Origin of the sequence: Veillonella atypica KON, assembly GCF_002959915.1 — a bacterium.
Taxonomy (GTDB): Bacteria; Bacillota; Negativicutes; order Veillonellales; family Veillonellaceae; genus Veillonella; species Veillonella atypica.
The window spans coordinates 106,126-130,744 of sequence record NZ_PPDE01000008.1; the positions used below are offsets into that span (position 1 = coordinate 106,126).

General features: G+C 38.6%; 19 protein-coding genes and 1 pseudogene. 18 read left to right on the forward strand and 2 right to left on the reverse strand.

The features are described 5' to 3' along the window. The first annotated feature begins 93 nt into the window (after positions 1–93). The 7 genes from VAHSUH02_RS04430 (at position 94) to uvrC (ending at position 12,996) form a co-directional block, all read left to right on the forward strand. Positions 94–1,137, forward strand: a complete 1,044-nt coding sequence (locus tag VAHSUH02_RS04430) for an elongator complex protein 3 (protein ID WP_005384210.1) — start codon at positions 94–96, stop codon at positions 1,135–1,137. A gap of 45 nt (positions 1,138–1,182) precedes the next feature. Further along, a complete protein-coding gene (smc, locus tag VAHSUH02_RS04435; protein ID WP_005384209.1) occupies positions 1,183–4,737 on the forward strand; it encodes a chromosome segregation protein SMC in 3,555 nt (1,184 codons plus the stop codon). Continuing rightward, complete coding sequence (gene ftsY / locus VAHSUH02_RS04440; protein ID WP_005384208.1) at positions 4,737–5,672, forward strand: signal recognition particle-docking protein FtsY; 936 nt, start codon at positions 4,737–4,739, stop codon at positions 5,670–5,672. The genes smc and ftsY overlap by 1 nt, the downstream gene beginning before the upstream one ends. After that, positions 5,662–6,045: a hypothetical protein gene (locus VAHSUH02_RS04445; protein ID WP_005380954.1), complete on the forward strand. Its 384-nt coding sequence runs from the start codon at positions 5,662–5,664 to the stop codon at positions 6,043–6,045. The genes ftsY and VAHSUH02_RS04445 overlap by 11 nt, the downstream gene beginning before the upstream one ends. Further along, positions 6,045–8,225: an excinuclease ABC subunit UvrB gene (gene uvrB / locus VAHSUH02_RS04450; RefSeq protein WP_005384207.1), complete on the forward strand. Its 2,181-nt coding sequence runs from the start codon at positions 6,045–6,047 to the stop codon at positions 8,223–8,225. The genes VAHSUH02_RS04445 and uvrB overlap by 1 nt, the downstream gene beginning before the upstream one ends. Further along, positions 8,222–11,074, forward strand: coding sequence for an excinuclease ABC subunit UvrA (gene uvrA / locus VAHSUH02_RS04455; protein WP_005384206.1), 2,853 nt, complete (start codon positions 8,222–8,224; stop codon positions 11,072–11,074). The genes uvrB and uvrA overlap by 4 nt, the downstream gene beginning before the upstream one ends. A gap of 83 nt (positions 11,075–11,157) precedes the next feature. Continuing rightward, entirely contained in the window at positions 11,158–12,996 is a 1,839-nt protein-coding gene (gene uvrC / locus VAHSUH02_RS04460) for an excinuclease ABC subunit UvrC (RefSeq protein ID WP_005380857.1), read from the forward strand. 73 nt (positions 12,997–13,069) lie between these two features. Here the strand turns inward: uvrC and VAHSUH02_RS04465 are convergent, their stop codons facing one another. Then, positions 13,070–14,425 (reverse strand): MATE family efflux transporter, encoded by a 1,356-nt coding sequence (locus tag VAHSUH02_RS04465; RefSeq protein WP_005381033.1) that lies wholly within the window; start codon positions 14,423–14,425, stop codon positions 13,070–13,072. Between the two features lie 191 nt (positions 14,426–14,616). On the opposite strand from VAHSUH02_RS04465, the gene VAHSUH02_RS04470 reads away from it, so the two are divergent. From VAHSUH02_RS04470 to tnpA, 11 genes and pseudogenes are all read left to right on the forward strand, one after another. Beyond that, entirely contained in the window at positions 14,617–15,276 is a 660-nt protein-coding gene (locus tag VAHSUH02_RS04470) for a TerC family protein (protein ID WP_005380893.1), read from the forward strand. 161 nt (positions 15,277–15,437) lie between these two features. Then, positions 15,438–16,106 carry a TerC family protein gene (locus VAHSUH02_RS04475; protein ID WP_005384198.1) on the forward strand — a complete coding sequence of 223 codons (669 nt, stop codon included), beginning with the start codon at positions 15,438–15,440 and terminating at the stop codon, positions 16,104–16,106. Beyond that, a pseudogene (rlmD, locus tag VAHSUH02_RS04480) lies at positions 16,106–17,557 on the forward strand (23S rRNA (uracil(1939)-C(5))-methyltransferase RlmD); the annotation flags it as partial. The gene VAHSUH02_RS04475 and the pseudogene rlmD, both read left to right, overlap by 1 nt. Before the next feature lie 429 nt (positions 17,558–17,986). Then, on the forward strand, positions 17,987–18,121 hold the full coding sequence (locus VAHSUH02_RS09815; RefSeq protein ID WP_005384194.1) for a hypothetical protein: 135 nt from the start codon (positions 17,987–17,989) through the stop codon (positions 18,119–18,121). Next, positions 18,079–18,441: a class I SAM-dependent methyltransferase gene (locus VAHSUH02_RS09820; RefSeq protein WP_415749075.1), complete on the forward strand. Its 363-nt coding sequence runs from the start codon at positions 18,079–18,081 to the stop codon at positions 18,439–18,441. Before VAHSUH02_RS09815 ends, VAHSUH02_RS09820 begins: the two co-directional genes overlap by 43 nt. 126 nt (positions 18,442–18,567) lie before the next feature. Then, positions 18,568–19,038: an SMI1/KNR4 family protein gene (locus tag VAHSUH02_RS04490; protein ID WP_005384190.1), complete on the forward strand. Its 471-nt coding sequence runs from the start codon at positions 18,568–18,570 to the stop codon at positions 19,036–19,038. Positions 19,039–19,385: 347 nt separating this feature from the next. Then, complete coding sequence (locus VAHSUH02_RS04495; protein WP_012864208.1) at positions 19,386–19,736, forward strand: hypothetical protein; 351 nt, start codon at positions 19,386–19,388, stop codon at positions 19,734–19,736. Between the two features lie 111 nt (positions 19,737–19,847). After that, on the forward strand, positions 19,848–20,228 hold the full coding sequence (locus tag VAHSUH02_RS04500) for a hypothetical protein (RefSeq protein WP_005384186.1): 381 nt from the start codon (positions 19,848–19,850) through the stop codon (positions 20,226–20,228). An 80-nt stretch (positions 20,229–20,308) separates the two neighbouring features. Continuing rightward, positions 20,309–20,542: a hypothetical protein gene (locus tag VAHSUH02_RS04505; protein ID WP_005384185.1), complete on the forward strand. Its 234-nt coding sequence runs from the start codon at positions 20,309–20,311 to the stop codon at positions 20,540–20,542. Between the two features lie 108 nt (positions 20,543–20,650). Further along, positions 20,651–21,301 (forward strand): DUF4304 domain-containing protein, encoded by a 651-nt coding sequence (locus tag VAHSUH02_RS04510; protein ID WP_038148992.1) that lies wholly within the window; start codon positions 20,651–20,653, stop codon positions 21,299–21,301. 183 nt (positions 21,302–21,484) lie between these two features. After that, on the forward strand, positions 21,485–21,949 hold the full coding sequence (tnpA, locus tag VAHSUH02_RS04515; protein WP_005375295.1) for an IS200/IS605 family transposase: 465 nt from the start codon (positions 21,485–21,487) through the stop codon (positions 21,947–21,949). A 232-nt stretch (positions 21,950–22,181) separates the two neighbouring features. Here tnpA and VAHSUH02_RS04520 read toward each other — a convergent pair whose 3' ends face one another. Next, complete coding sequence (locus tag VAHSUH02_RS04520; RefSeq protein WP_005383911.1) at positions 22,182–24,461, reverse strand: TonB-dependent receptor; 2,280 nt, start codon at positions 24,459–24,461, stop codon at positions 22,182–22,184. Positions 24,462–24,619: the final 158 nt, after the last annotated feature.

Here is a 24,619-nt window from a genome sequence, read left to right on the forward strand (position 1 = left end):
GCGCTTTTTATATAGGAACTATTAATTTAGGTTTTTTACATACAATAGCATGAACCGTGAAGCGTAGATCAGTAATAGGAAGGAGGTTTATTCATGAAATATGGTATGATTCCATTTTTTATCCCTCATGTAGGGTGTCCTCATGTGTGTACATTTTGTAATCAGTCTCGTATTACAGAAATATCAGGCATAGGGTATTTGACTCCAGCATATATTACATCGACCATTAGAGATTATGTAGGCGAGTCTAGAGAGGATAAATATTGGGAGGTTTGTTTTTATGGAGGCTCCTTTTCCGCTATTGATCAAGAATTACAAAAACAATTATTAGCACCTGCGAATGAAGCGCTACAAGCGGGTATTATAGATGGTATTCGTTGTTCTACAAGGCCTGATGCCGTAAGTGATGGACAATTAGAATTACTGCGTTCATTTGGTATGAAGACCATAGAACTCGGCGTACAATCGATGGATGATACCGTACTATCTTTAGCTAAACGCGGTCATACCTCTGATGATGTAAAATTGGCTGTTAAACAATTAAGAAAGTTTGGATTTACCGTAGGACTACAACTGTTGCCGGGGCTTTTAGGCGATTCATGGGAAACGATAATACAAACAGCTGTTGAAATAACTGCATTGCAGCCTGATTTTGTACGTATTTATCCCGTTCTCGTCATAGATCATACGGAATTGGCGGAACAATATAAGTCAGGTATATATGAGCCATTATCATTGGAGTTAGCATTACAGTATTGTGCGTTTTTAAAGACTTGGTTTGAATCGCATCATATTACTGTTATTCGGACTGGATTGCAAAGCACTGAAGAACTCGATACAGGTACTAGTCTATTGGCAGGTCCTTATGAGCCTGCCATGGGAGAACTAGTGACAAATGAGCAGTGGAAGCAGCGCATAGCATATTGTATCGATGAGCATACAGAATATTTTAGAAATCTAATTCGTACCATTACGATATCCTATCCACGATGTCTTACGTCTAAGGTAAGAGGATTAAAAAAACGCAATGTAACATATTTCGAACGAGCATATGAAGATATAACTTTCACATGGCGAGAAAATAATGATATTGATACAGTACAATGCAGTATAGATGGCATGGTATATGTGGTATAATTAAAGATATGATTTAATGGGGTTATACTAAGAAAGGAGGCAGTCATGCAATTACTGCGGCTAGAATTAAAAGGATTTAAATCCTTTGCTGATAAAACAGTTGTAAAATTCTCCCCAGGGATGACTGCCGTTATTGGTCCTAACGGGAGTGGTAAAAGTAATATTACGGATGCTATGAAATGGGTTCTAGGGGAATCCAATGTGCGTAATTTACGGGGCCAACGTGCAGAGGATATCATTTTCTCTGGCACAGAAAAACGAAAACCAATGAGTGCTGCCGAGGTTACCCTTGTATTTGATAATGCAGATGGTCAACTCGATGTGGACATGCAAGAGGTAGCCATTACGCGTCGTATCTATCGGACAGGTGAAAGTGAGTTCCTCATTAATAAACGGACCTGCCGTCTAAAGGATATTCACTTGTTATTAGCTGATACAGGTCTTGGCAAAGATTCGATGGCTATCATTGGGCAAAATCGTATCGATGCTATTCTTAATAGTAAACCAGAAGAACGTCGCCTTATATTTGAAGACGTTGCAGGCATTTCTCGTTTTAAAATTAATAAAGAGGATGCATTGCGTCGTATTGCGAGCACTGACCGGAATATGGAACGGGTTCGCGATATTATGGCGACCATCGAGGAACAATTAGGACCTCTGGCAGAAAAAGCGGAAACGACGAAAAAATATATGGCATTAAGCCGTAGTAAACGCGAATATGATGGTGTTATCGGCTTTCATAATTACAAGACAGCTGATAGATTATTAACCCGTGCAGAAAATGACAATATTGCATTGAAGGATGAAGAAATTGAACTACAAACGCAATTATCTACCCTCGATGCACGGCGTCATACATTACAAGCTGAAAATGCAAAGGATCAAGAACTATTAAAATCTTGGGAAGCACAGTTTAGCGAAAAACAACGGGAAGAAGAACGCATCAATGGTACTGTAACACTACTAGAAGAACAGTTGCGTACAACTAAGCGCGAAGTAGAAGATACTTCTCTGCGTATTAGCGAAGCAGAAGCGTCTAAAAAGGGTGAAGAGCAGCAATTGCTCATTTTAGATCGCCTTATTGAGGATGAAACGGCTCAATTAGAATCTGAACGCACTCAATTCGTAGTTTTAGAGGAAAATTATAATAAGGCCATTGCTCAATTAGATGCGGAACAATCATCATGGAAGTCCTTAGAAAGCGACAGACAAGCCTATCAACAGCGTCAATTAGATTTAGTTGCTAGTATTGAAACAGCGAAGGCTACATTGCGAAATTTAGAATCTCGTAAATCTGAGTCCGCTGTTCAAGTAGAAACATTAGAAGCGGAAATTAAAGAGGTTCAATCCAATTTATCGGCAGCGAAATCTGAACATGAATCCTTAGATACTCAATTTAATGAGTTATCTAATAAACGGAAGTCCTTAGTTGATGAAGAACGGTCTGCATCAGAACGATTGCGAGAAGCCCGAAAGGCATTAAATCGCATGAGTAGCGATGTGCAAAAGGCACAGGGGCGATTAGAATTATTAGCACAATGGGCAGAACAACATGAAGGTTACTTAGAAGGTACTAAAAACATCCTTAACGGTAAGGGCCCATGGCGTGAAGCGATTAAAGGGGCGGTAGGTGATTTATTTACCGTAGATAACCGATTTACTGTTGCTATTGAAATCGCATTAGGTGGTAGTGTTAACCATGTTGTGACAACGACAGCTAAAGCCGCATCAGAAGGCGTTCAATTCCTTAAATCAATTCAAGGGGGGCGCGTTACCTTCTTGCCTATGGATTCTGTGAAAGGGCGACCTTATGATACTCCTGCATTGTCGGAAGATGGTGTCATTGGGACAGCTGTCGACTGTATTGAATTCGATGCTGCCTATAATCATATCTTTCAATACTTGTTGGGCCGTACATTAGTTGTAGAAACAATGGAACGGGCTATTGCGTTACAAAAGAAATATAATCAGCAGTTACGCATCGTTACATTGACGGGGGAACAATTCCAACCAGGTGGTTCCTTAACTGGTGGTGCAACGAAGAAAAAACGCAGTTCCTTGTTAAGTCGTCGTGAAGAAGCGGCTCGTTTAGAGGCCGAATTAGCTTCTGTAGAAGAGCGTACGGCCAAGCTTGAACAACAAATTAAAGATGAAGAAAATCGTATTGAAAGGGCGCAACGTGAGCGAAGTGTGTTGGATGAACAATATCAACACACCAATCTTTTGTTCTCGGCCAGTCAAGCGAAGATTCAGAACATTGAAAATCAATTAGAACGTAAAAAGCGTGTGCTTCATGATGAACAGGAACGTATCGTTCAAATTGACGTGGACATGGGACAAACAAAACATGTGCTTTCACAATCTGAATCGGAATTGTCAGCGTTACATAATTCACCTGAACAACAAGGTGATCAATCGGCAATTATGGAACGATTAAGTACGCTGCAAAAGGCACAGCAAGAGGCATATGAATCTTTTACAGCCTCTAGATTGTTTTGTGAACGTTTAGAAAGCACTATAGAAGAACGTAAGGTACAACAAGAGCAACGAAAGCAAAATTTGGAAACCATAGTATCTCGCTTAGAACCTCTCATGGAGTTATTACACTCTAGTGAAGAGCGTTTGAATGTTGTGATTCCTGAACAAATTCGAGTTGCTAATGAGTCTCTTGAAGCGATTCGTGGAGAGGTTGAAAAATTTCGCGCTTTACGTGATGAAGCGTATCAATCGACTGCTGGTGCACGGGAGGAGATTGAATTAATTTTAGCTGAACAAGACCGACTCAACCAGCGGTATAAGGTGGTTCAAAATCGTCTAGTTGAAGCAGAAGGTAAATTGACGCGTTATCGCATGGATTGTGATCGTGCTGTAGAGGATTTGAATGAATTAGGCTATTCATTGGAAGATGCACAGCATATAAATATTGCCGGCTCTGTGAATGATTGGAAAATGGAACAAGCTCGTTTAATGGCGGAAATTGCAGAACTTGGATCTGTAAACCCTAATGCTGTAGAAGAGTATGAAGAGACGAAAACTCGGTATGATTTCTTATCGAATCAATTATCAGATCTCGATACGGCAAAAGAGCAATTACAGGCGGTTATCGCTGAAATGGATAAGGCCATGAGCACGCAACTCTATGATGTATTAGAGGTGGTAGGTAAGCAGTTCCAACATGTATTCAGTCAATTATTTGGTGGTGGTACGGCTCAAATCGTACTTACCGACCCAGAAAATATCTTGACTGGTGGTATTGATTTCTACATCCAACCACCAGGGAAAAAGCGTCAGCAATTGACGTTACTATCTGGTGGAGAACGAGCACTCACAGTTATTGCCTTATTGTTCTCGTTCCTTGACTATCGTCCGGCTCCATTCTGTGTGCTTGACGAAGTTGATGCTGCTTTGGATGAAGCAAATGTAGAGCGATTTAGTTCTTATTTGAATCGGGTAAATAAGGAAACGCAGTTTATCGTCGTATCACATCGTAAGAAAACGATGGAAGCTGCCGAAGTATTACAAGGGGTTACCATGGTGGAGCGCGGTGTATCTCGATTGTTAACGGTTTCATTTGAAGATGTGAAGGAGGATCTAGCATAATGGCATTTGGATTCTTTAATAAAATTAAAGAGGGCTTAGAAAAAACTCGTAAGTCCTTTGTAAAAAATGTAGAAACAGTGATCATTGGTTATGCAGAAATCGATGATGATTTTCTTGATGATTTAGAAGCGGTCATGCTCACTAGCGATTTAGGTCCTAAGACTACAGAGTATTTGATGAAGGAAATCCGCCGTGGTGTTACAGAAGGTGTTATTAACAATACTGGTGATGTAATGCCATTCATGGAAGACCGCATCACAGAAATGTTAGTTGACCAAGAGGATGAAATCACACTTCACCACCCAGAGGTTATCCTGGTTGTTGGTGTTAATGGTGTGGGTAAGACTACAACTATTGCTAAATTGGCAAACTACTATACTAAAGAAGGTAAAAAGGTTATCATCGCTGCTGGAGATACATTCCGTGCGGCGGCGGCGGACCAATTATCCATCTGGGCTGACCGCGTAGGCGTACCTATCGTTAAACATAAGGAAGGTGCAGACCCTGCTGCCGTTGTATATGATGCGATGGAAGCCGCAAAGGCACGTAATGCAGACATGGTAATTGTCGATACGGCTGGTCGTCTTCATACAAAAGTAAATCTTATGGAAGAACTTAAAAAAATGGGCCGCGTAGCGAATAATCATGTAGAGGGTGCTCCGCATCAAACATTGCTCGTTCTCGATGGCACTACAGGTCAAAATGCGGTAAGCCAAGCTAAATTATTTGGTCAAGCCGTACCTGTTAATGGTATTGTAGTTACTAAATTAGACGGTACTGCGAAAGGTGGCGTAGTTATTTCTATTAAAGAAGAACTAGGCGTACCTGTACGTTGGATTGGCGTTGGTGAAGGCATGGATGATTTACGTCCATTTAATGCAAAAGAATTTGCCAATGCACTATTTAATAAAGGAATGATTCAAGGTGACAAATAAATATAACCGGGAATTCTTACTTGAATATGTAGAATCTGAAAATAAAAAAAATGAATGTAATGTAAGCCTAGAAAACATGGAAAAAATCGTTAGCTTAATCGAGTATTTCGGTATTGAATTATATCGTCCTATTACGAGATTACTACTTTCAAACTGGGAAGAAATTACAGATCGTATTAATAACTATACTGAATCAGATTGGATGATGGCCGATGAAATTCAAAAGACCACGCCTACATTAGATCGCTTCTCCATTGCTATGCTCATCGAAGTGTTAGAAGGTGAGGATACATTGAACCAAGCTGAAAATGCAGGTCGTCGTTTGTCAGAGGAAGAACTCAAGGCTATCCGTAAACATCAGGATGAACAGTAATGAAACATAATAGCTATAACTATGAAGGGGGCCAACCATTTAAAGTGGAGGCGCCCTTTACGCCTACTGGGGACCAACCTACAGCCATTCAATCTCTTACAGACGGGATTGAGCGTGGCGAATGGGCTCAAGTCCTATTAGGTGCGACTGGTACAGGAAAAACCTTTACCATGGCAAAGGTCATCGAGGCGGTTCAGAAACCGACCTTGATTATCGCCCATAATAAAACATTGGCTGCTCAACTTTGCAGCGAGTTTAAAAGTTTCTTCCCTAATAATGCGGTAGAATACTTTGTATCTTACTACGATTTTTATCAACCAGAAGCGTATATCCCTTCTAGCGATACGTATATCGAGAAGGATGCATCTATTAATGATGAAATTGATAAATTGCGCCATAGTGCTACCATGAGTTTATTTGAGCGCCGAGACGTTATCATCGTTGCTTCTGTTAGCTGTATTTATGGCTTAGGTGATCCGGAGGACTATTCTGATCTCGTATTGTCCTTGCGATTAGGTCAGACGAAATCTCGTGATGAAATTCTGTCTAAACTCGTAGATATCCAATATACGCGTAATGATATGAATTTTATTCGCGGTACATTCCGCGTACAAGGGGACACCATAGAAATTTTTCCTGCTGCCTATAGTGAAAGAGCCATTCGGGTGGAACTATTCGGCGATGAAATCGACCGTCTTGTTGAGGTGGATGCATTAACGGGAGAAGTCATTGCAGAGCGCAAACATGTTGCGGTCTATCCTGCATCTCACTATGTTACAACAAAAGAAAAAATGAAAATTGCGGTAGAGCGCATTGAGGCAGAACTTGATGAGCAGCTGGCAAAACTGAAAGCAGAAGATCGTTTGCTCGAGGCGCAACGTCTTGAACAGCGCACCCGTTATGATATAGAAATGATGCAAGAAATGGGCTACTGTTCAGGCATCGAAAACTATTCCCGCCATATGTCGGAGCGTAAAGCAGGGGAAGCACCATATACATTGATAGACTACTTCCCTGATGATTTCCTCATCATGGTAGATGAATCGCATGTAACCATTCCTCAGGTTCGCGCCATGTACAATGGGGATAGAGCGCGTAAAGAATCTCTTATCGAATATGGCTTCCGTTTGCCATCAGCACTCGACAATCGACCACTGAAATTCGATGAGTTTGTAGAACGGATCAATCAAATCGTGTATGTATCAGCAACGCCAGGACCGTATGAAATGGAAGTAGAAACGAATGTGGCAGAGCAAATCATTCGTCCTACAGGGCTACTCGATCCATCCATTGAAATTCGTCCTATTAAGGGGCAAATGGATGATTTACTCGGTGAGATTCATAAGCGCGCCGCTAAGAATGAACGGGTTCTCGTTACGACATTGACGAAGAAGATGGCTGAAGATTTAACGGAATTCTTGAAGGAAATGGGTGTTCGTGTTCGTTACCTTCACTCGGATATCGTTACCATCGAGCGGGCTGAAATCATTCGCGATTTGCGGGCCGGTGTATTCGATGTATTAGTCGGTATCAACTTGCTCCGCGAAGGCCTCGATATGCCAGAGGTTTCCTTGGTGGCTATTTTAGATGCGGATAAGGAAGGTTTCTTACGCTCTGATACAGCTATGATTCAAACTATCGGTCGTGCAGCGCGTAATGTGAATGGTCATGTTATTATGTATGCTGACCGTGTAACAGGTTCTATGCAACGCGCTATGGACGAAACAGATCGTCGTCGTGCAGTACAAGAGGCATATAATATTGAACATCATATTACGCCAAAATCTGTATCTAAAGATGTGAAAGAGCTTATTGAGCTCACTAAAATTGAAGCAGATATGGTCACCGATGGCAAAGGGCTTTCACCAAAGAAGGGGAAAAAGAAGTCCTCTGCAGCTGGTATGGACCATGGCCACGAACCATATGCTCAAGATGCAGATACTACTAAGGTAGCAGAGATTACAGCGGAAGAACTATATAACAAGATTGAAGAGCTTGACCGTCAAATGAAGGCGGCTGCTAAACAGTTGGAATTTGAAAAGGCTGCTAAATTACGTGACCAATTGGGCGAACTTCGTCAACAATGGTCCGATATGCATAGTGTCGGTGAAAGTAAGTTAAAAAAACCACGAAAAAATTCTAAGAAACAATCACCAAAAAGTAAAAAGGTACATATATGAAAGATCAATTGATTGTAAAAGGTGCACGTCAGCATAACCTTAAAAATATAGATATTTCACTACCGCGAGACAAGTTTATTGTCTTAACTGGTTTAAGTGGATCTGGTAAATCGTCCCTTGCATTCGATACGATTTACGCAGAAGGCCAACGGCGTTATGTAGAATCACTGTCGGCCTATGCGCGTCAATTTTTGGGACAAATGGATAAACCTGATGTAGATTATATTGAAGGTTTATCTCCAGCCATTTCTATCGACCAAAAGACTACAAGTCGAAATCCTCGTTCTACAGTTGGTACGGTGACGGAGATTTACGACTATTTACGTCTATTATTTGCCCGTGTTGGACATGCTCATTGTCCAGAGTGTGGTAAACCCATTACACAACAAACCATTCAACAAATGACAGATGATGTAATGAGCTTTTCTGAAGGGACTAAGATTTTAATCTTAGCACCTATGATTCAAGGAAAAAAAGGGGAACATAAATCTGTCTTTGAACAACTTCGAAAAGAGGGTTTTGTCCGTGCTCGCGTTGATGGTGTGGTACGCACAATGGATGAGGATATTGTATTAGAGAAAAATAAAAAGCATTCCATCGATATTGTTGTAGACCGTCTCGTTGTCAAAGAAGGCATTGAATCCCGGTTAGCAGACTCTATGGAGACTGCATCAAAATGGGCAGAAGGTATCGTTATTGTTCAAGAGGTCGATGGCCCAGAGCATATGTATAGTCAGAACTTTGCATGCCCAGATTGTCACATTTCATTGCCGAAAATTGAGCCCCGTATGTTCTCTTTCAATAGTCCCTTTGGGGCATGCCCCGCTTGTTTGGGGATTGGCTCTACTATGGAGGTTGATGAAGAACGCGTAATTCCAGATGGCTCTATTAGTTTTGCCGATGGTTGTGTACAAGCGTTAAGTTCTAATCCTAATGCATGGTTTATGCGTCAGCTAGAAGGTCTATTGAAAGCAAATGGACACTCCTTAGACTCTACTTATGATGAATTGCCTAAGGCATTACAGAAAAAGGTCATGTACGGTACTACGGACAAGGTGGCTTTTACCTATGAAAATATGCGTGGCGAAGAAAAGGAATTTTTCACCGAATACGAAGGTATTTTGCCGATGGTGAAACGCCGCCATAGCGAAGCCTCTACCGATTCTATGCGCGAAGAATTTGAAAAATTCATGTCCATTAAACCATGTACGACCTGTCATGGCGCCCGTTTAAAACCCGAGGTATTAGCGATTACCGTTGGGGATAAGAATATTAATGAAGTAACCCAGTTGACGATTAAAGAAGCGCTAGATTTCTTTAGTCATTTGCAGTTAACTGACAGAGAACAAGTGATTGGTGCACAGATTCTAAAAGAAATTAATGCTCGACTAGGCTTCCTCAATAATGTAGGCCTTGATTACCTTACTATGAATCGGAGTGCAGGCACCTTATCCGGTGGTGAAGCACAGCGTATTCGGTTAGCAACGCAAATTGGTTCTGGTCTTGTTGGTGTGTTGTATATTCTTGACGAGCCATCCATCGGTCTACACCAACGGGATAATGATCGACTTATCGATACCTTAAAAGGGTTGCGTGACCTTGGTAATACACTGCTCGTTGTAGAACATGATGAAGATACGATGCGCGCCGCAGATTACCTTGTAGACATTGGACCAGGTGCGGGCGAGCATGGTGGTCAAGTCGTTGCTGCAGGGACTGTAGATGAGGTTATGCAGGTGAAAGGCTCCATTACCGGTCAATATTTGAGCGGCCGCAAGTTTATAGCTCTTCCTGACGAACGACGTAAACCTGGTAAAAACTGCATCGAAATTCGAGGTGCCAAAGAAAATAATCTACAAAATATTAATGTGAAATTCCCAATTGGACTATTTACAGTAGTTACAGGTGTCAGCGGTTCTGGTAAGTCTACCTTAATCAATGAAATTCTGTATAAAGGGCTAGCTAATCAGTTGTATCGTTCGTATCACAAGGTGGGGGCCCATAAAGAAATTCGCGGCCTTGAGCATATCGATAAAATCATCAATATTGATCAAAGCCCTATCGGTCGCACACCTCGCTCTAACCCTGCCACATATACGGGTGTATTTGATGCAATTCGTGAATTATATAGTCAAACACCAGAGGCTAAGATGCGCGGGTATAAACAGGGTCGTTTTAGTTTCAATGTAAAAGGTGGTCGCTGCGAAGCTTGTCGTGGTGATGGTATCATCAAAATTGAAATGCATTTCTTACCAGATGTGTACGTGCCTTGTGAGGTCTGCAAGGGGGCTCGCTACAACCGGGAAACACTAGAGGTTAAATATAAGGGCAAATCTATTGCCGATGTGTTAGATATGACCGTAGATGATGCAGTAGAATTCTTTAGTGCTATCCCTAAAATCTACAAGAAAATGGTAACATTGCAAGAGGTTGGTCTTGGCTATATTCGTTTAGGCCAAGCGGCAACCACATTGTCTGGTGGTGAAGCACAACGGGTTAAATTGGCCACAGAATTAGCACGTCGCAGTACAGGTAAAACATTATATATCCTTGATGAACCTACAACAGGCCTTCATGCGGAAGATATTAGAAAGCTTCTAGATGTATTGCAGAAATTGGTAGATGGTGGCGACACAGTTATCGTAATTGAACATAATCTAGATGTTATCAAAACGGCTGATTATATTATTGATCTAGGTCCTGAAGGTGGTAACCGCGGTGGTACCATCGTGGCTACCGGTACACCGGAACAGATTGCAAATGTGAAAGAAAGTTATACAGGAAAATTCTTAGGTCCTGTATTAAAACAGACTAATACATTTATGAATGCTGCAAAGAAAAAGAAATAATTTGTATGGCACTGCCTTGCATGGTTGCGACAATGAAGTATTAATTATAATGGTATGGAGAATTGACGAAGAAAGGAGGATATATGCCGTCTGAAGAGTTATTAGAAAAGGTTAGCCATTTACCGACCACACCAGGGGTTTATTTATGGCGTGATCAATATAACCGCATCATCTATGTGGGTAAAGCGATTAATTTACGCAATCGCGTGCGATCCTATGTGCGTAATGATGCGAATCGAGCGCCTAAGGTAACGGCGATGATGAAGCGTGCCGTCGATGTAGAGATTATTCAAACAAAGACGGAAATGGAAGCCCTCATATTAGAAAATACGCTTATCAAAGAACATAAGCCGAAATACAATATTTCCCTTAAGGACGATAAAACGTATCCTTATGTTAAAATCTCTGTTCAAGAAGACTATCCTCGCGTATATATGACACGTCGCCTTGAGCGGGATGGGGCTAAATATTTTGGGCCCTTTACCGATGTAACAGCCGTTCATGTAGTCCTCAAGTTGATTCGTCAGTATTTTCCATTGCGTACCTGTAAATCGATGAAGGTAGAACGCCCTTGTTTGCAATATCATATGCACTATTGTGAAGCGCCATGCTTTCATAAGATATCAGTACCGGATTATCGTAAATATATCGATGAAATTATAGAACTCTTTGAGGGCAAACCAATCCCCTTGCTTAAAGAAATTAAGGAAAAGATGGAAGAAGCTGCGGAAGAGCTTCGATTTGAAGATGCAGCACGTTATCGAGACCAATTGACGAGCATTGAAAAAATTCAAGAAAAACAGCGGATGGTAACGCAACGTGGTGATCTAGATGTACTGGGGATAGCTGTAGATGGTCAATTGGCATGTGTACAATTACTCTTTATTCGAGGTGGCCGTCTATTAGGCCGAGAAAACTACTTCGTGCAAAATGAAGGTGACTCGGAAGAAACCATTATGACTGATTTTATTAAGCAGTACTATGGGGATACTACCTTTATTCCTAAAGAGCTATTATTGCCTATGGAAAGTTCTGAGCAACATCTATTTAAGGATTGGTTCAGTGACATGAAGGGCCAACAGGTCGATGTCCTTGTGCCTCAACGTGGCTATAAGATGGACATGATTAAAATGGCTCATGAAAATGCTGAAACATTCCTTGAAGAACGTCGCCGCCAATGGCAATACCAAATCGATAAGAGTGGAGGTGCCGTTAAGAAATTGGCGGAGGTCCTCGATTTACCTCGATTACCAGAGCGTATGGAGTGCTTTGATATTTCCCATACACAAGGCTCTGAAACCGTAGCCTCCATGGTTGTATTTGAAGGCGGCAAGCCAGCTAAGAAGGAGTATAGACGCTTTAAATTAAAGACTACACAGGGAAAGCCCGATGACTTTAAATCGATGGCAGAAATCATGGAACGCCGCTATGGTAATGAAACGGATTGGCCTATGCCAGACCTCATTATTATCGATGGTGGTAAGGGGCAGCTCAATGCATCTATACCGCTCATACGCGCTGTAGGTGTTACAGATGTGCCTGTTATATCCTTGGCAAAACGGATAGAAGAGGTCTTTGTAGAGGGGCAATCGGATAGCATCATTTTGAGTCATCATTCACCAGAGTTGCAATTATTGCAACAAATTCGTGATGAAGCCCATCGATTTGCTATTACCTATCATCGTAAATTGCGGGGCAAACGTAACTTAGAATCCCTACTCGATCACATTGATGGTATTGGTCCTAAACGACGTAAGGCTTTATGGGCTCATTTCAATAGCTTAGAGGCCATGAAAAAAGCCAGTATAGATGAATTAGCTAAGGTCGATTCTATGAACTATAAGACGGCGGAAACATTATACAATTTTTTCCGCATGTCGAATGTTGAAAAACAAGATGTATTACAAGGTAATACAATGTAATACAAAAATAGTTAATACCTTATAGTAGAAAAGCAGCACTGCTGAGTATGACTTGCAGTGCTGCTTTTGTGCGTTATGCTTTTATATGTACTTGTTTGTGTTGAATATACCATGTTCGAATGGTGAATAGTATGCCTGCTACAATTACGCTAGCTAATAGGCCTATCCATACACCAAATGGGCCGTAATTTGGGTTGTTGGCAAGAATGTATGCAATAGGGAAGCAAACGCCCCAATAGGAAATGAGAGAAATATAGAATACAATTTTTACATCCTTGTAGCCCCGTAGAATACCTTGTAATGGTGTACCAATGGCATCGAAGGCGGAGAAGAAAACGCCATACCCGAGGAATCTATAAATTAGATTATATACCTCTTCATCATTTGTAAATAATGCGGATATGCTTTCCATATGGGTAAATGTGAAAGCACAAATCAAAATTGCAATGACAATGGCTAACACGCGAGAAATGTAGGAGTACTGAATAGCTTCTTTATGTCGCTCAGCACCGACTTCATAGCCTACAGCAATGGTGGAAGCCATGGCAATGCTAAGTGGTAAGCAATAGAACACGTTGGTAAAGGCAATGACCGATTGGTGAGCCGCTACGACAGCGGAACCAAAGTGTACCATCAATAGGCCGGCAATACTGAAAATGCTGGCTTCAAAAAAAATAGAAGAACCGATTGGCAAGCCGATTTGTAATTGCTCACGTATGTATTGCCATTTGGGGCTTACCCAATCTTTATAGATACGATATCCCTTTAATTTAGGATGGAAGAGCACCATCGCACTAAATAAAATAAAGTTTGTCCAACATGCTCCGGCAATACCATAACCAGCACCGACACCACCAATTTCAGGCAATCCGAAGTGCCCAAATATCAGTGAGTAGTTTAAGAATACATTCACTACAAAACTCGTTACTACAATGGCCATAGAATAGTGAGTTAACCCGTGGGAATCAACGGTGTTACGCAATGTATTAACCCATAACAGAGGGAATAGGCCAAGTGCGAAAGCTTTCAAATAATTGATACAAACAGCCGTAGCAGCAGGTTCTAAATTAAGGAAATTTAGTAATGGTACTAATCCGAAAACACCGATTAATAATATAATAAGTGCTAGGGTTGTTGCAATATAAAACCCTTGGTAGACGATGGTAGGTATACTATCTGTTTTCTTGGCTCCTAATAGCTGTGCAATGATCGGGGTGATACCCATTAGGGTCCCTTGTGCAAAGATATAGAATAATAACCATAGATTGTACCCTGTAGCAACCCCAGCTAAATCAATTGTACTATATTGTCCTGTTAAGAAGATGGCGATAAATGTGCCCCCTACAAGAGAAAATTGGGTGATGCACATAGGAGTAAATAATTTAATGAACAACCATAATTTTTGTAGTATAGAATATGTTTGATACATAATGACCTCCTAAATTGATGATATATTTTAACATAGTCTATCTATTATGGCTAGGTGTATTAAAAACTATAGAATATAGTTATATACAGGTATTCGTATTACGAATAGATGGATACATTACAGTATTGTACAAGGTAGATGCTCTTTAGTATAATAAGTATATTAAATATTTTCGTTATAGGAGGTACGAATTGGACATTGTATCTGTTCAAGGTTTGTTGGCAATGTTACAAATCATTGTCATCGATATTCTGTTGGCCGGCGATAATGCCATTGTGATTGGCATGGCTGCACGAAATTTACCGGCTCATTTACAAAAGAAAGCAATTTTCTGGGGCACAGCAGGTGCTATCATTTTACGTCTCGTTATGGCATTCCTCTTCGTTGAGGCTTTAAATACAATTCCAGCGCTTCGTTTGGTAGGTGGTATCCTTTTGTTATGGATTGGGTACAAGCTTGTTGCTGATGATGACAGTGAGCATAATATCGAGGCCAAGGATAGTTTGCGAGCTGCAATCATGACGATTGTCATTGCTGATGGTATCATGGGTATCGATAATGTAATCGGCGTAGTAGGCGCTGCAGGTGGCCACATGACAATGGTTGCTATTGGTATGCTTATTACGGTGCCTATCATCGTGTATGGTAGTACATTATTTGTGAAAGTCATCGAGCGTTTCCCAATTATTCTCTACGTTGGTGGTGGTATCCTAGGATGGGTCGGCGCTGGCATGAGTGTGGAAGATACATTAATTGCTCATACAGTTGAACCGTATGCGCTGTATATTAAAATAGCTGCCGTTATCCTTGTAGTAGGCGCATCTTTAGTAGTAAAACAACTTAAAAAATAATTGGAATGTATAATATCTCTTCTCTTTTTTACAGGAGGAGAGATATTTTTTTGCAGTAGATTATGAAAGATATTAAAGCATTTGTTTTAGATGAGAAAATACATAAAATATGGTATAGTTAAGGGATAGTTATAGAATTAATTATAGTTGAGGTGCATATAATGGAATTTTTAGAAGCGGCCACGTGGGTTACGATTGGCAAGATTATATTGATAGATATTTTATTAGCCGGAGATAATGCTGTAGTTATCGGTATGGCAGCCGGTAAATTAGCACCAGAACTTCAAAAGAAAGCCGTTATATGGGGGACGGTAGGTGCCATTTTAATGCGCCTTCTGTTTGCCACCGTTTTGGTAGAAGCGTTAACCTTGATTCCTCTCGTTCATTTAGGCGGTGGACTTGTGCTCATATGGATTGCCGTTCAGCTTTTGAAAGGTGATGACGAAGAGGCACACATTGAGGCTAAAAATTCCTTAATGGGTGCTATTTGGACGATTATCGTTGCCGACGCTATGATGAGTATCGACAATGTCATCGGTGTTGTGGGCGCTGCAAAAGGTCATTTAGAGCTTGTTATCGTTGGTATGCTAATTACGGTACCTATCATCGTATTTTGTTCTACACTATTCGCTCGTATTATTAACAAATTCCCAGCCATTCTTTGGGCTGGCGGTGCACTACTTGGATGGGTTGCCGGTGAAATGATCGTAGAAGATCCACTTCTTTTACCATATATTCAAGGGGAAGAATTACTCGTTAAATTTGGTGCGGTATTCTTTGTACTCATCGTGACTGGTATCATTAAAATTTGGAAGAAAAGAGACGCGTAATGAACGGTACAGGTCGTACATCTCGTAAACATAAATCTAAAGGTAGACAACAACATACAGGTGGAAAACTTTCTAAAAAACAACAGGCCATTCTAAATGCGCCTGTTAAACTTGGTGAGGAGGTTTTGGTAACCATTCACGGTATTGGCAGTAGTGGAGAAGGTGTAGGTCGCGTAGACGATTTTACCGTCTTTGTTCCCTTTGCTTTGCCTGGTGAAATTGTGAAAGTATCTATCAACATGGTGAAAAAGACATATGCTACCGGCAAGTTAATAGATATTGTAACACCAGCTTCTAATCGTATAGAGCCTACCTGTAACTTATATGGTGTATGCGGTGGGTGCCAATTGCAACATATTACCTATGAAGGACAGCTTTCACTAAAAACACAAAAGGTGAAGGATGTTATTGAACGAATTGGTCACCAAAATCCCAACCTTGTAAAACCTGCACTCGGACCAAAAGAACCTTGGGCGTATCGAAACAAGATGCAAATGCCTGTCGGTGGTGTTAGAGGCGACATTCAAATGGGATTCTATGCAATGGGGTCTCACGATATCGTACAGGGGACGAATTGTCCTATCCAAGATGAAGGAAATAATACAATTGCTCAAGTGTGTTATGACATTGCTAAAGAACTTGATGTTGAGCCGTACGATGAACATACAGGCAAAGGTGTATTACGACATGTAATCGGTCGCATTGGGCAATCTGGATGGATGGTTATTCTCGTAACTGCTACTGATTATCTACCACAGCACGAAGAATGGGTTAAGAACATAACAAATCGTATACCACAAGTGGAAACCATCGTTCATAACGTGAATGGTAAGCGTACTAATGTTATCTTAGGCACTAAAAATAATATCCTTTATGGTGATGGGACGATTACAGATCACATTAAGGATTTACAGTTTACCTTATCTCCACACTCCTTCTTCCAAGTGAATCCGGAACAAACTACAGTACTTTACGATCAAGCATTAGCTTATGCAGACCTAAAAGGGGATGAAATCGTTATCGATGCGTACTGTGGTACGGGTACTATTTCATTGTTTTTGGCTCATAAGGCAAAACATGTTATCGGTATAGAAATCGTAGAACCAGCCATTATTAATGCTCGTGAAAATGCACGACGTAATGGCTATGACAATACTGAATTCATCGTCGCTGATGCGGCTGTTGAAATGCCAAAACTCTATAAAGCCGGCGTACGTCCAGACGTGATTGTATTCGATCCAATTCGAGCAGGCTGTAAAGAAGAGGTATTGACATCTGCAGCTAGTATGGAACCTAACCGCATTGTCTACGTATCCTGTAACCCAGCAACTATGGCTCGAGACATTGAAATCCTTACACACTACGGCTATGAACTAAAAGAAGTACAACCTGTAGACATGTTTCCAATGACAGCGCATGTTGAGACGGTAGCACTTTTGTCCAAACTCGATGTCGATAAGCATATAGAAGTTGAAATTGAGCTGGATGAGCTTGATTTGACCAGTGCTGAAAGTAAGGCAACATATGCTCAAATCAAAGAATATGTTTGGAATAAATTTGAATTAAAAGTTCCGACATTATATATTGCACAGATAAAAAGGAAATGTGGAATAGAATTACGAGAACATTACAACAAGTCTAAAAAGGAGAAACAAATTATTCCACAGTGTACACCTGAAAAAGAAGAAGCTATCATGGATGCCTTGAGACACTTCAAAATGATTGAATAGAAAAGAATGACAGCATATGACTTTCTGCATTTATGACATTCCTACTTGGTATAGGAACAGCTATTATTCCTTTCTTGCAAGGTATCAATGAGAAAATAGGCTCAATATATAGATTGATAGGATCATTTTTATATTTAAAGGAGCGTTGAAATGATTGATAAAAGCAATAAAAAATTTGGGGATAAATTTGCTAAGCTATATGCTCCTTTCATGAAAAAAGACAAAGGAGTATATGATAAAGTTTGCGAATACATTCGTCCTCATTTGAAACAGCCGATGCAGTAGCATTATCCTATTCGTATGAAAAATTTGATTGTGTGTTAATTGCTAATGCACTTCATATTATGCCTAAACCGGATGAGGCGATGAAAGAAATATATAGGGTGTTAAAACCTAATGGGACTTTGTTCGCCCCCACTTTTCTATGGAAAGAGGGAAAGCAAAGAAAAATGATAAAAAGTTTGATGTCTATTTTTGGATTTAAGATGTATCAAGAATGGGATAAAAAGGAATTTGAAGATTTTATTAAAGAATATGGATTTTCAGTAGTTGAATGGAATTATGCAAGCATTTACGCAGGAAAAGTGCCGGATATTTTATCATAATGTTGAGGGCAATATTGGAAAAGGAGCTTGCGGAAAAGGATAACCAATTCCCGTTTGTTTGGGCTGATTTTCAAAGGTGGATAAGGTGAACAAAAGATAATTCATCGTATTGATTGGAGAAAGCATATGGAATTAACAAAAGCAGAGATTAAATTACTAAGAAAAGCTTATAGCGTTATGGCTGACACGCACAGCAAATATCACCCGGAGTCCGAAAAAGACATATCTGAGTTTGAAAACAAATTCGAACCAATTCCGTCAGAATATCGATATTTACTCAAGGAATTTGGTGGCTGCCATTTTGTTGATCCATGGATTTTCACTTTAGAGGAATTAGGTTATGAATACCCTGCTTTTATTGCAAACTATAGCGACGACGAAGAAAGCAACATATCAAATAATACTGTTTTTCCTATTGGCGGTTTAGGTGATGGAAGTTTAGTTTGTATTTTAAAGGAAACAGACAAAATTGTTGTTTTGCCACATGATGTATATGTGACATCGGTTGATGATTTAGAAATTATTGCAGAAAGTTTTAAGGAGTTAGTTTTTGGTTTAGCGGAACAGGGTATTGAGCTTGACAACCAAATTAAATAGCCAATAATGGACATTCGTGAAGTTCTTATTGATATAATGTGTACTTGCTAACTTGAATTTGTTGAGGAGACGGTTGTATTAATGACAAGGGAATAGACCGAAGTCCTTAATTACGAATGCTTTATGCGATAGCGTTTCTGTAACAGCGAATCTTGGACATCAACAGCTAATGATAGTGAAGAAATCTTAGCTACTACACTTGATCATGAACTTATCGCAAAGTTTGCTAAAGAGTTTATGGAATTATATAATGGTATTTATTTTTAAGCAAAGAGAAATCAAAATTTATGGAGATAATTTCATTAGAAATTTAATGAAACTCTCGGTTTATTTGGAGAAAAGATATATTGAATTCAGATATGAGAAAATATGCAGATATAAAAGACATAATTGAATATGGGTTAAATAATATTTCTGATAAGGAAAAAATAACAATGAGCCTGAAAGACTTTCTATACATTAGACGAGTTTTAGAGGAATATATGCGTTATCTACATAATCCTGATCATTATCCCGATATAGAAGCAATTCAAAATTTTTTAGGTGATATTTCTTCGGGAGGAGGATTTGAATGTTTAAGCACAGCTATTTATAAAAAAGTATATAAAGTTGATTTGCCATCGAAGATTGAGAAAATGATTGATGATGGTGTATTTGAACACCCTCTTTATCCCAGTTACTATAAGGAAAACGAATAAGTAATAATTGTATAATATTGAAATGGTACAAAATATAAATTTATGTGAATACGTAAATTTGAATTTGTAGGGGACTAATGATAATTTTCACACCACATTAAGGAGGTTGAGATGAAAAATATAGATATTTTTGTACATGAAAGATATAACAAAGCTGATTACGAAAAGGTAGCAGAACATATCTATAAAACGTATGACGATTTTATGAAAAGTGATTGCTTTGTTACTTCATTAAAATTTGTTCAAGAACCAGAATTAGGAGAAGGAGATAGTCCGAGGAATATTTCCCAATATCCATTGGAAGATGTTTTAGAAAAATTTTATGTGGCGATTCAGGATTTTTATGAAGATTTGAATTATACCAGTGATGAGACTTGTTATTTGGAATTTTCGGCTTCAGATATGGAAGATATACAGAAACTACTTGGAATCGTAAATAAGCATGTATACAATAAGGAAGATGGGGATTATGTAGAGCTGGTAATTGAATAGTGTATTAAAATAATTGTACATTCTTATATCATCATTTTTGTACATTCTTATATTGACATTTACACGTAGAGCAAGCCAGTATGAAGGATTGGCATTATTATAGATATCCATTACGGGTTTATAGTCCAGATTTTGATATCTTAGTTTCTTACTTTAATCAAGTGTATCCTATTATAGATGCATCAGATAATACTGAAAGAGATAGATTTGATGTATGCTTTGATAATTGGATTAAGAAAGATTACTGGATTAAAATAATTCATAATATTGAAGTTGATTTTATAAACTTTAGTAAAGATGCATTAGAGTTTTAAACTCATGTATTACTTGGGAAAAGTAAATACTTTAATATACATCTGATATAGTTATTGAAAGTAATCTTTAAAAGAAATACAGTATTATTTAGGAGGACTTTTACAATTTTGAAACCTAGAGAGTTATGTGAAAAAGCTTGGCAGGAGATAGCAAGTAAATTTCCTGATTTTAAGGTAGTTAGTAAAGGTCAGAAGTTAAAGAAAACCTCTAAGAATAAAGACCTTATCTTTGAAATCTACTTTCAAGCTAATAGAAATAACTATGCAGATAGCGTAGAGTTTGTTCCACATATTGCCATTTATTCTAAATCTATGAAAAAAGCTAATATTCATAACGGGTTTGTATATGGCGGAGAATTAGGTCGTTTGTTAAATAGAACGGAATGGCATTGGTATCAATTAGCAGGTGCTAGCTATCAATATACTGTAGATGAAGTTAGCAAGTTATGTGAGGAATATATAATACCGCTATTTGAAGGTTTTGAAGATACAGAACGTAATATTGAAAAACTTATAGAGGGAGATATAAACGATTATAATCTACCGTATTATATTTATCATTATGGTGGAAAAGATAAAGCTCAACAATATTTTAATAAAATAATCAAAAATTCTGAGTTAAGAAGTATGTATATTGACTTTTATAATCAGTTGAAAGAAATTCCTAAAGAAAATATTTCATTAGGCGTGAGTGAATTTTATGGATCCACTATGATTGAATTTGCATATATAAATGGAATAATAATTGAAGAAGAATAAATAAGTCCATCGCATAGAAACGATATGCGATGGACCTTTTTTGTACGCCGAATAGGCATGACTAAACCCCCAGTTAAACTGGGGGTCGGTAAAAAATTCTTAGAGAAAAGGAAAGAACCTCCTAGTGGTAAAATGAAGTTGGTCTGGCAACCACAACATTTCAACATAGGAGGTTCAATGTCAATGAATGACGTAAAAAGCTTATCACATAGTAAATGGAGATGTAAATATCATATTGTTTTTGCACCAAAGTATAGAAGGCAAATAATTTATGGACGGATAAAAGCTGATGTAGGTAAAATTTTAAGAGATTTATGTAATAGAAAAAATGTAGAGATTATAGAGGCAGAATGCTGTCCGGATCATATTCATATGTTAGTAACTATTCCACCACATTTAAGTGTATCAAGTTTTATGGGATATTTAAAAAGCAAAAGTAGCCTCATGATATTCGATAAACACGCAAATTTAAAATATAAGTATGGAAATAGACATTTCTGGTGTAGAGGATATTATGTGGATACAGTGGGAAGATACGAAGGAGCGATAAAAGAGTATATTCGCAATCAATTACAAGAAGATATAGCACAAGATACATTAAACTTTAAAGAATATACCGACCCGTTTACGGGTGAGCCGGTAAAATAGGCAAAATAAAAGCCCCCGAGTAGGGGGCAGCCAGTGGTAATAGAGTGGTTGTCAGATCATTCAAAGCCCTCTTTAGAGGGCCACCACTAGAGAAAGACCCTTATAGGGTCAGAGCAAACCACCCGTTCTACGGGTGGTTATGATTTGCTTTTATATATTAAATTTAAATAGATTTTATATGGTTGTGGTTAAAGCAAATAGAAGTTATATAGTAAAATTTGATGAATGATTATTAAAATTTAAACTTCATACTTGCAGAATATGTTCGTCCTGCGGTAGCTTCATCATCAAAGAAAACACGATTAAACACATTTTGAATACCTAATTGTAATGTCGCTTCTTTGGAGAATTTGTAATTCATTGCTACATTCGAGATAAAGTAGCTATCTGAGGAACCGTATTGACCTGTAATATCATCTACTGATTGTCGACGACTTACATATTGAGCATCCCAAAGGGCATTCCATTTACCATTAGTATATTCAAGACCTGCATGGAAGATGTGTTTAGGTATATCATAATTGATTTCCTCATATCCGCTTGCATTTGTGTTAGGAAGATCTTTATGTTTTATACGACCCATTTGCCATGTATAGTTTCCAAATACAGACCATTTTGAGGATAGTTGGTGGCGAAGTTCTAATTCTATGCCGCGACGAGTTTCTTGGTCTACATTTTCATACATTTTATAATCTACATCACCATTATTATCATAATGTGTTACATATTTAACCTTATCCTTTGTTTTTACATAGAATGCAGATAGATTTAATGCAGTTTTTGTGCCCCATTCTTTTTTCATACCAACTTCAAATGTATCTGAACGTTCTGGATCAAGATTTGGATTCGCTCGTACTACATCTGTGTAACGATATACTTGACTAAGTGGTGGTGGATTAAAAGAGTGACCATAGGAAGCATATACATTTAGCGAATCGGTTACATAATGTTCAATTGCTAATCTTGGACTCCATTCAGTATAGCTACCTTCACCATGATTTACGGTGTCGTATCTATTATTGGTCGTATCATAGGTAACATGTTGACCATCGAATTTTTTGAATCGGTCTATACGAAGTCCGGTATAAATAGCCCAATTGAAATTAGGACGGTATGTGTCTTGGACGAATAGGGCTAAATTATTTGTAGCACCTTTGTTGATTTCATACAATCCACCAGGATATGTGGTTGAATCAAAGGAAGAATGATTTCTCCAATTAGTTAATTCTCTTCGTTTTTGCTCAAAGCTTTCCTTTTTCCAGTTAATGCCCGCAACAACGCTATGTTTCCCCATACGATCCCATACTTTTTGTGCATCAAAATTAATTGTTTTTCCAGGATAGAATGAATCATCACCAGGGCCGCTGTAGTTAGGTGTATTTGGATTGCTAGGGCTAGAGAATCCATCTTTTTTTCGATCTAATATATTGAAAGTAACTTGTAGCTTATTTTTGTCATTTTTATATTGTAGGTTATGAGCATGATATTCTTTTAATCCATCATAGCCTAAGTATCTACTTGTTCTAAGTGCTACATATTTTTGATTGTTAATTTTGACATTTCCAGAGAAGATAGGTGCACCATTTACGGTTATGGTACTCATTGGATTCTCATAAGCATATCTATTTTTCGTATATAGATAAGAGTAGGTTAATGATTCTCTATCACGGAGTTTCATCGTTACATACGCAGATAGATTCTTATTATTAAATGACTTATCTCCTCGACTACCTAATAGATAGGAACCATCTTTGGTTTGTGGAACTGGGTTATCTGGTGTAACTGTTACAGTAGACGGCCTTATGTTGGCAGCTCTGCCGGTAATAAAGAAACCTGGATAACCATCTGTTTTTCTTTGCTCTGCAGACATACCGACAGTAATACGATTAGATACTTGTGCATCAAACCCTAACTCATTATTTAGTGTCCCATGAGATCCATATCCAATTTGTCCATGCCAATGGATATCTTTTACAGATTGTTTTGGTTGTTGTTGTTTTGTTTGAATGTTGATAACACCAGCAACACCTCTGCCACCATATAAAGAGGAGCTAGGACCACGTACTAATTCAATCCTTTCAATAGAATGTACTGGTATAGCTTCCCAATCAACACCATTATTAAAGGTGTTATTCATTGGTACACCATTGAGTAATACTAAGGTGTCAGTAGAATCAAAGCCGCGAATTTGTAATCCACCGTTTGCTTTTTGGCTTTTATACACGCCAGGTAACATTTGTAGGGCATCTGTTACGGTATCAACTCTTCGTGTTTCAATATCTTTGTCTGTTACAACAGATACAGCACTTGGTGTTTTTATGATATCCTCCATAGTTCTAGTAGCAGTTACCGTGATGGTATGTGATACTTTAGGTTCATCGGCCACGTTGGTATCTGCTGCATATACAATGGATGCGCTCATAGCCGTTAAAATCATTGAAAATAATATGATTTTTGATGTATTAGTTTGTTTAAAACTAGTTACTGTTTTCTTTCGTTTACCTTTTTTCATATTTATGACCCTCTACACTGATAAATAGTTAAAACACATCATTTTTAGTATAGCATTGAAAAAAATAAAACATTATGAATACTAGTTATATGATTATAAGTAATGATAATTATAAAAATAGCGAAATTAGTTTATAATTAATTTAAATATTATATTTT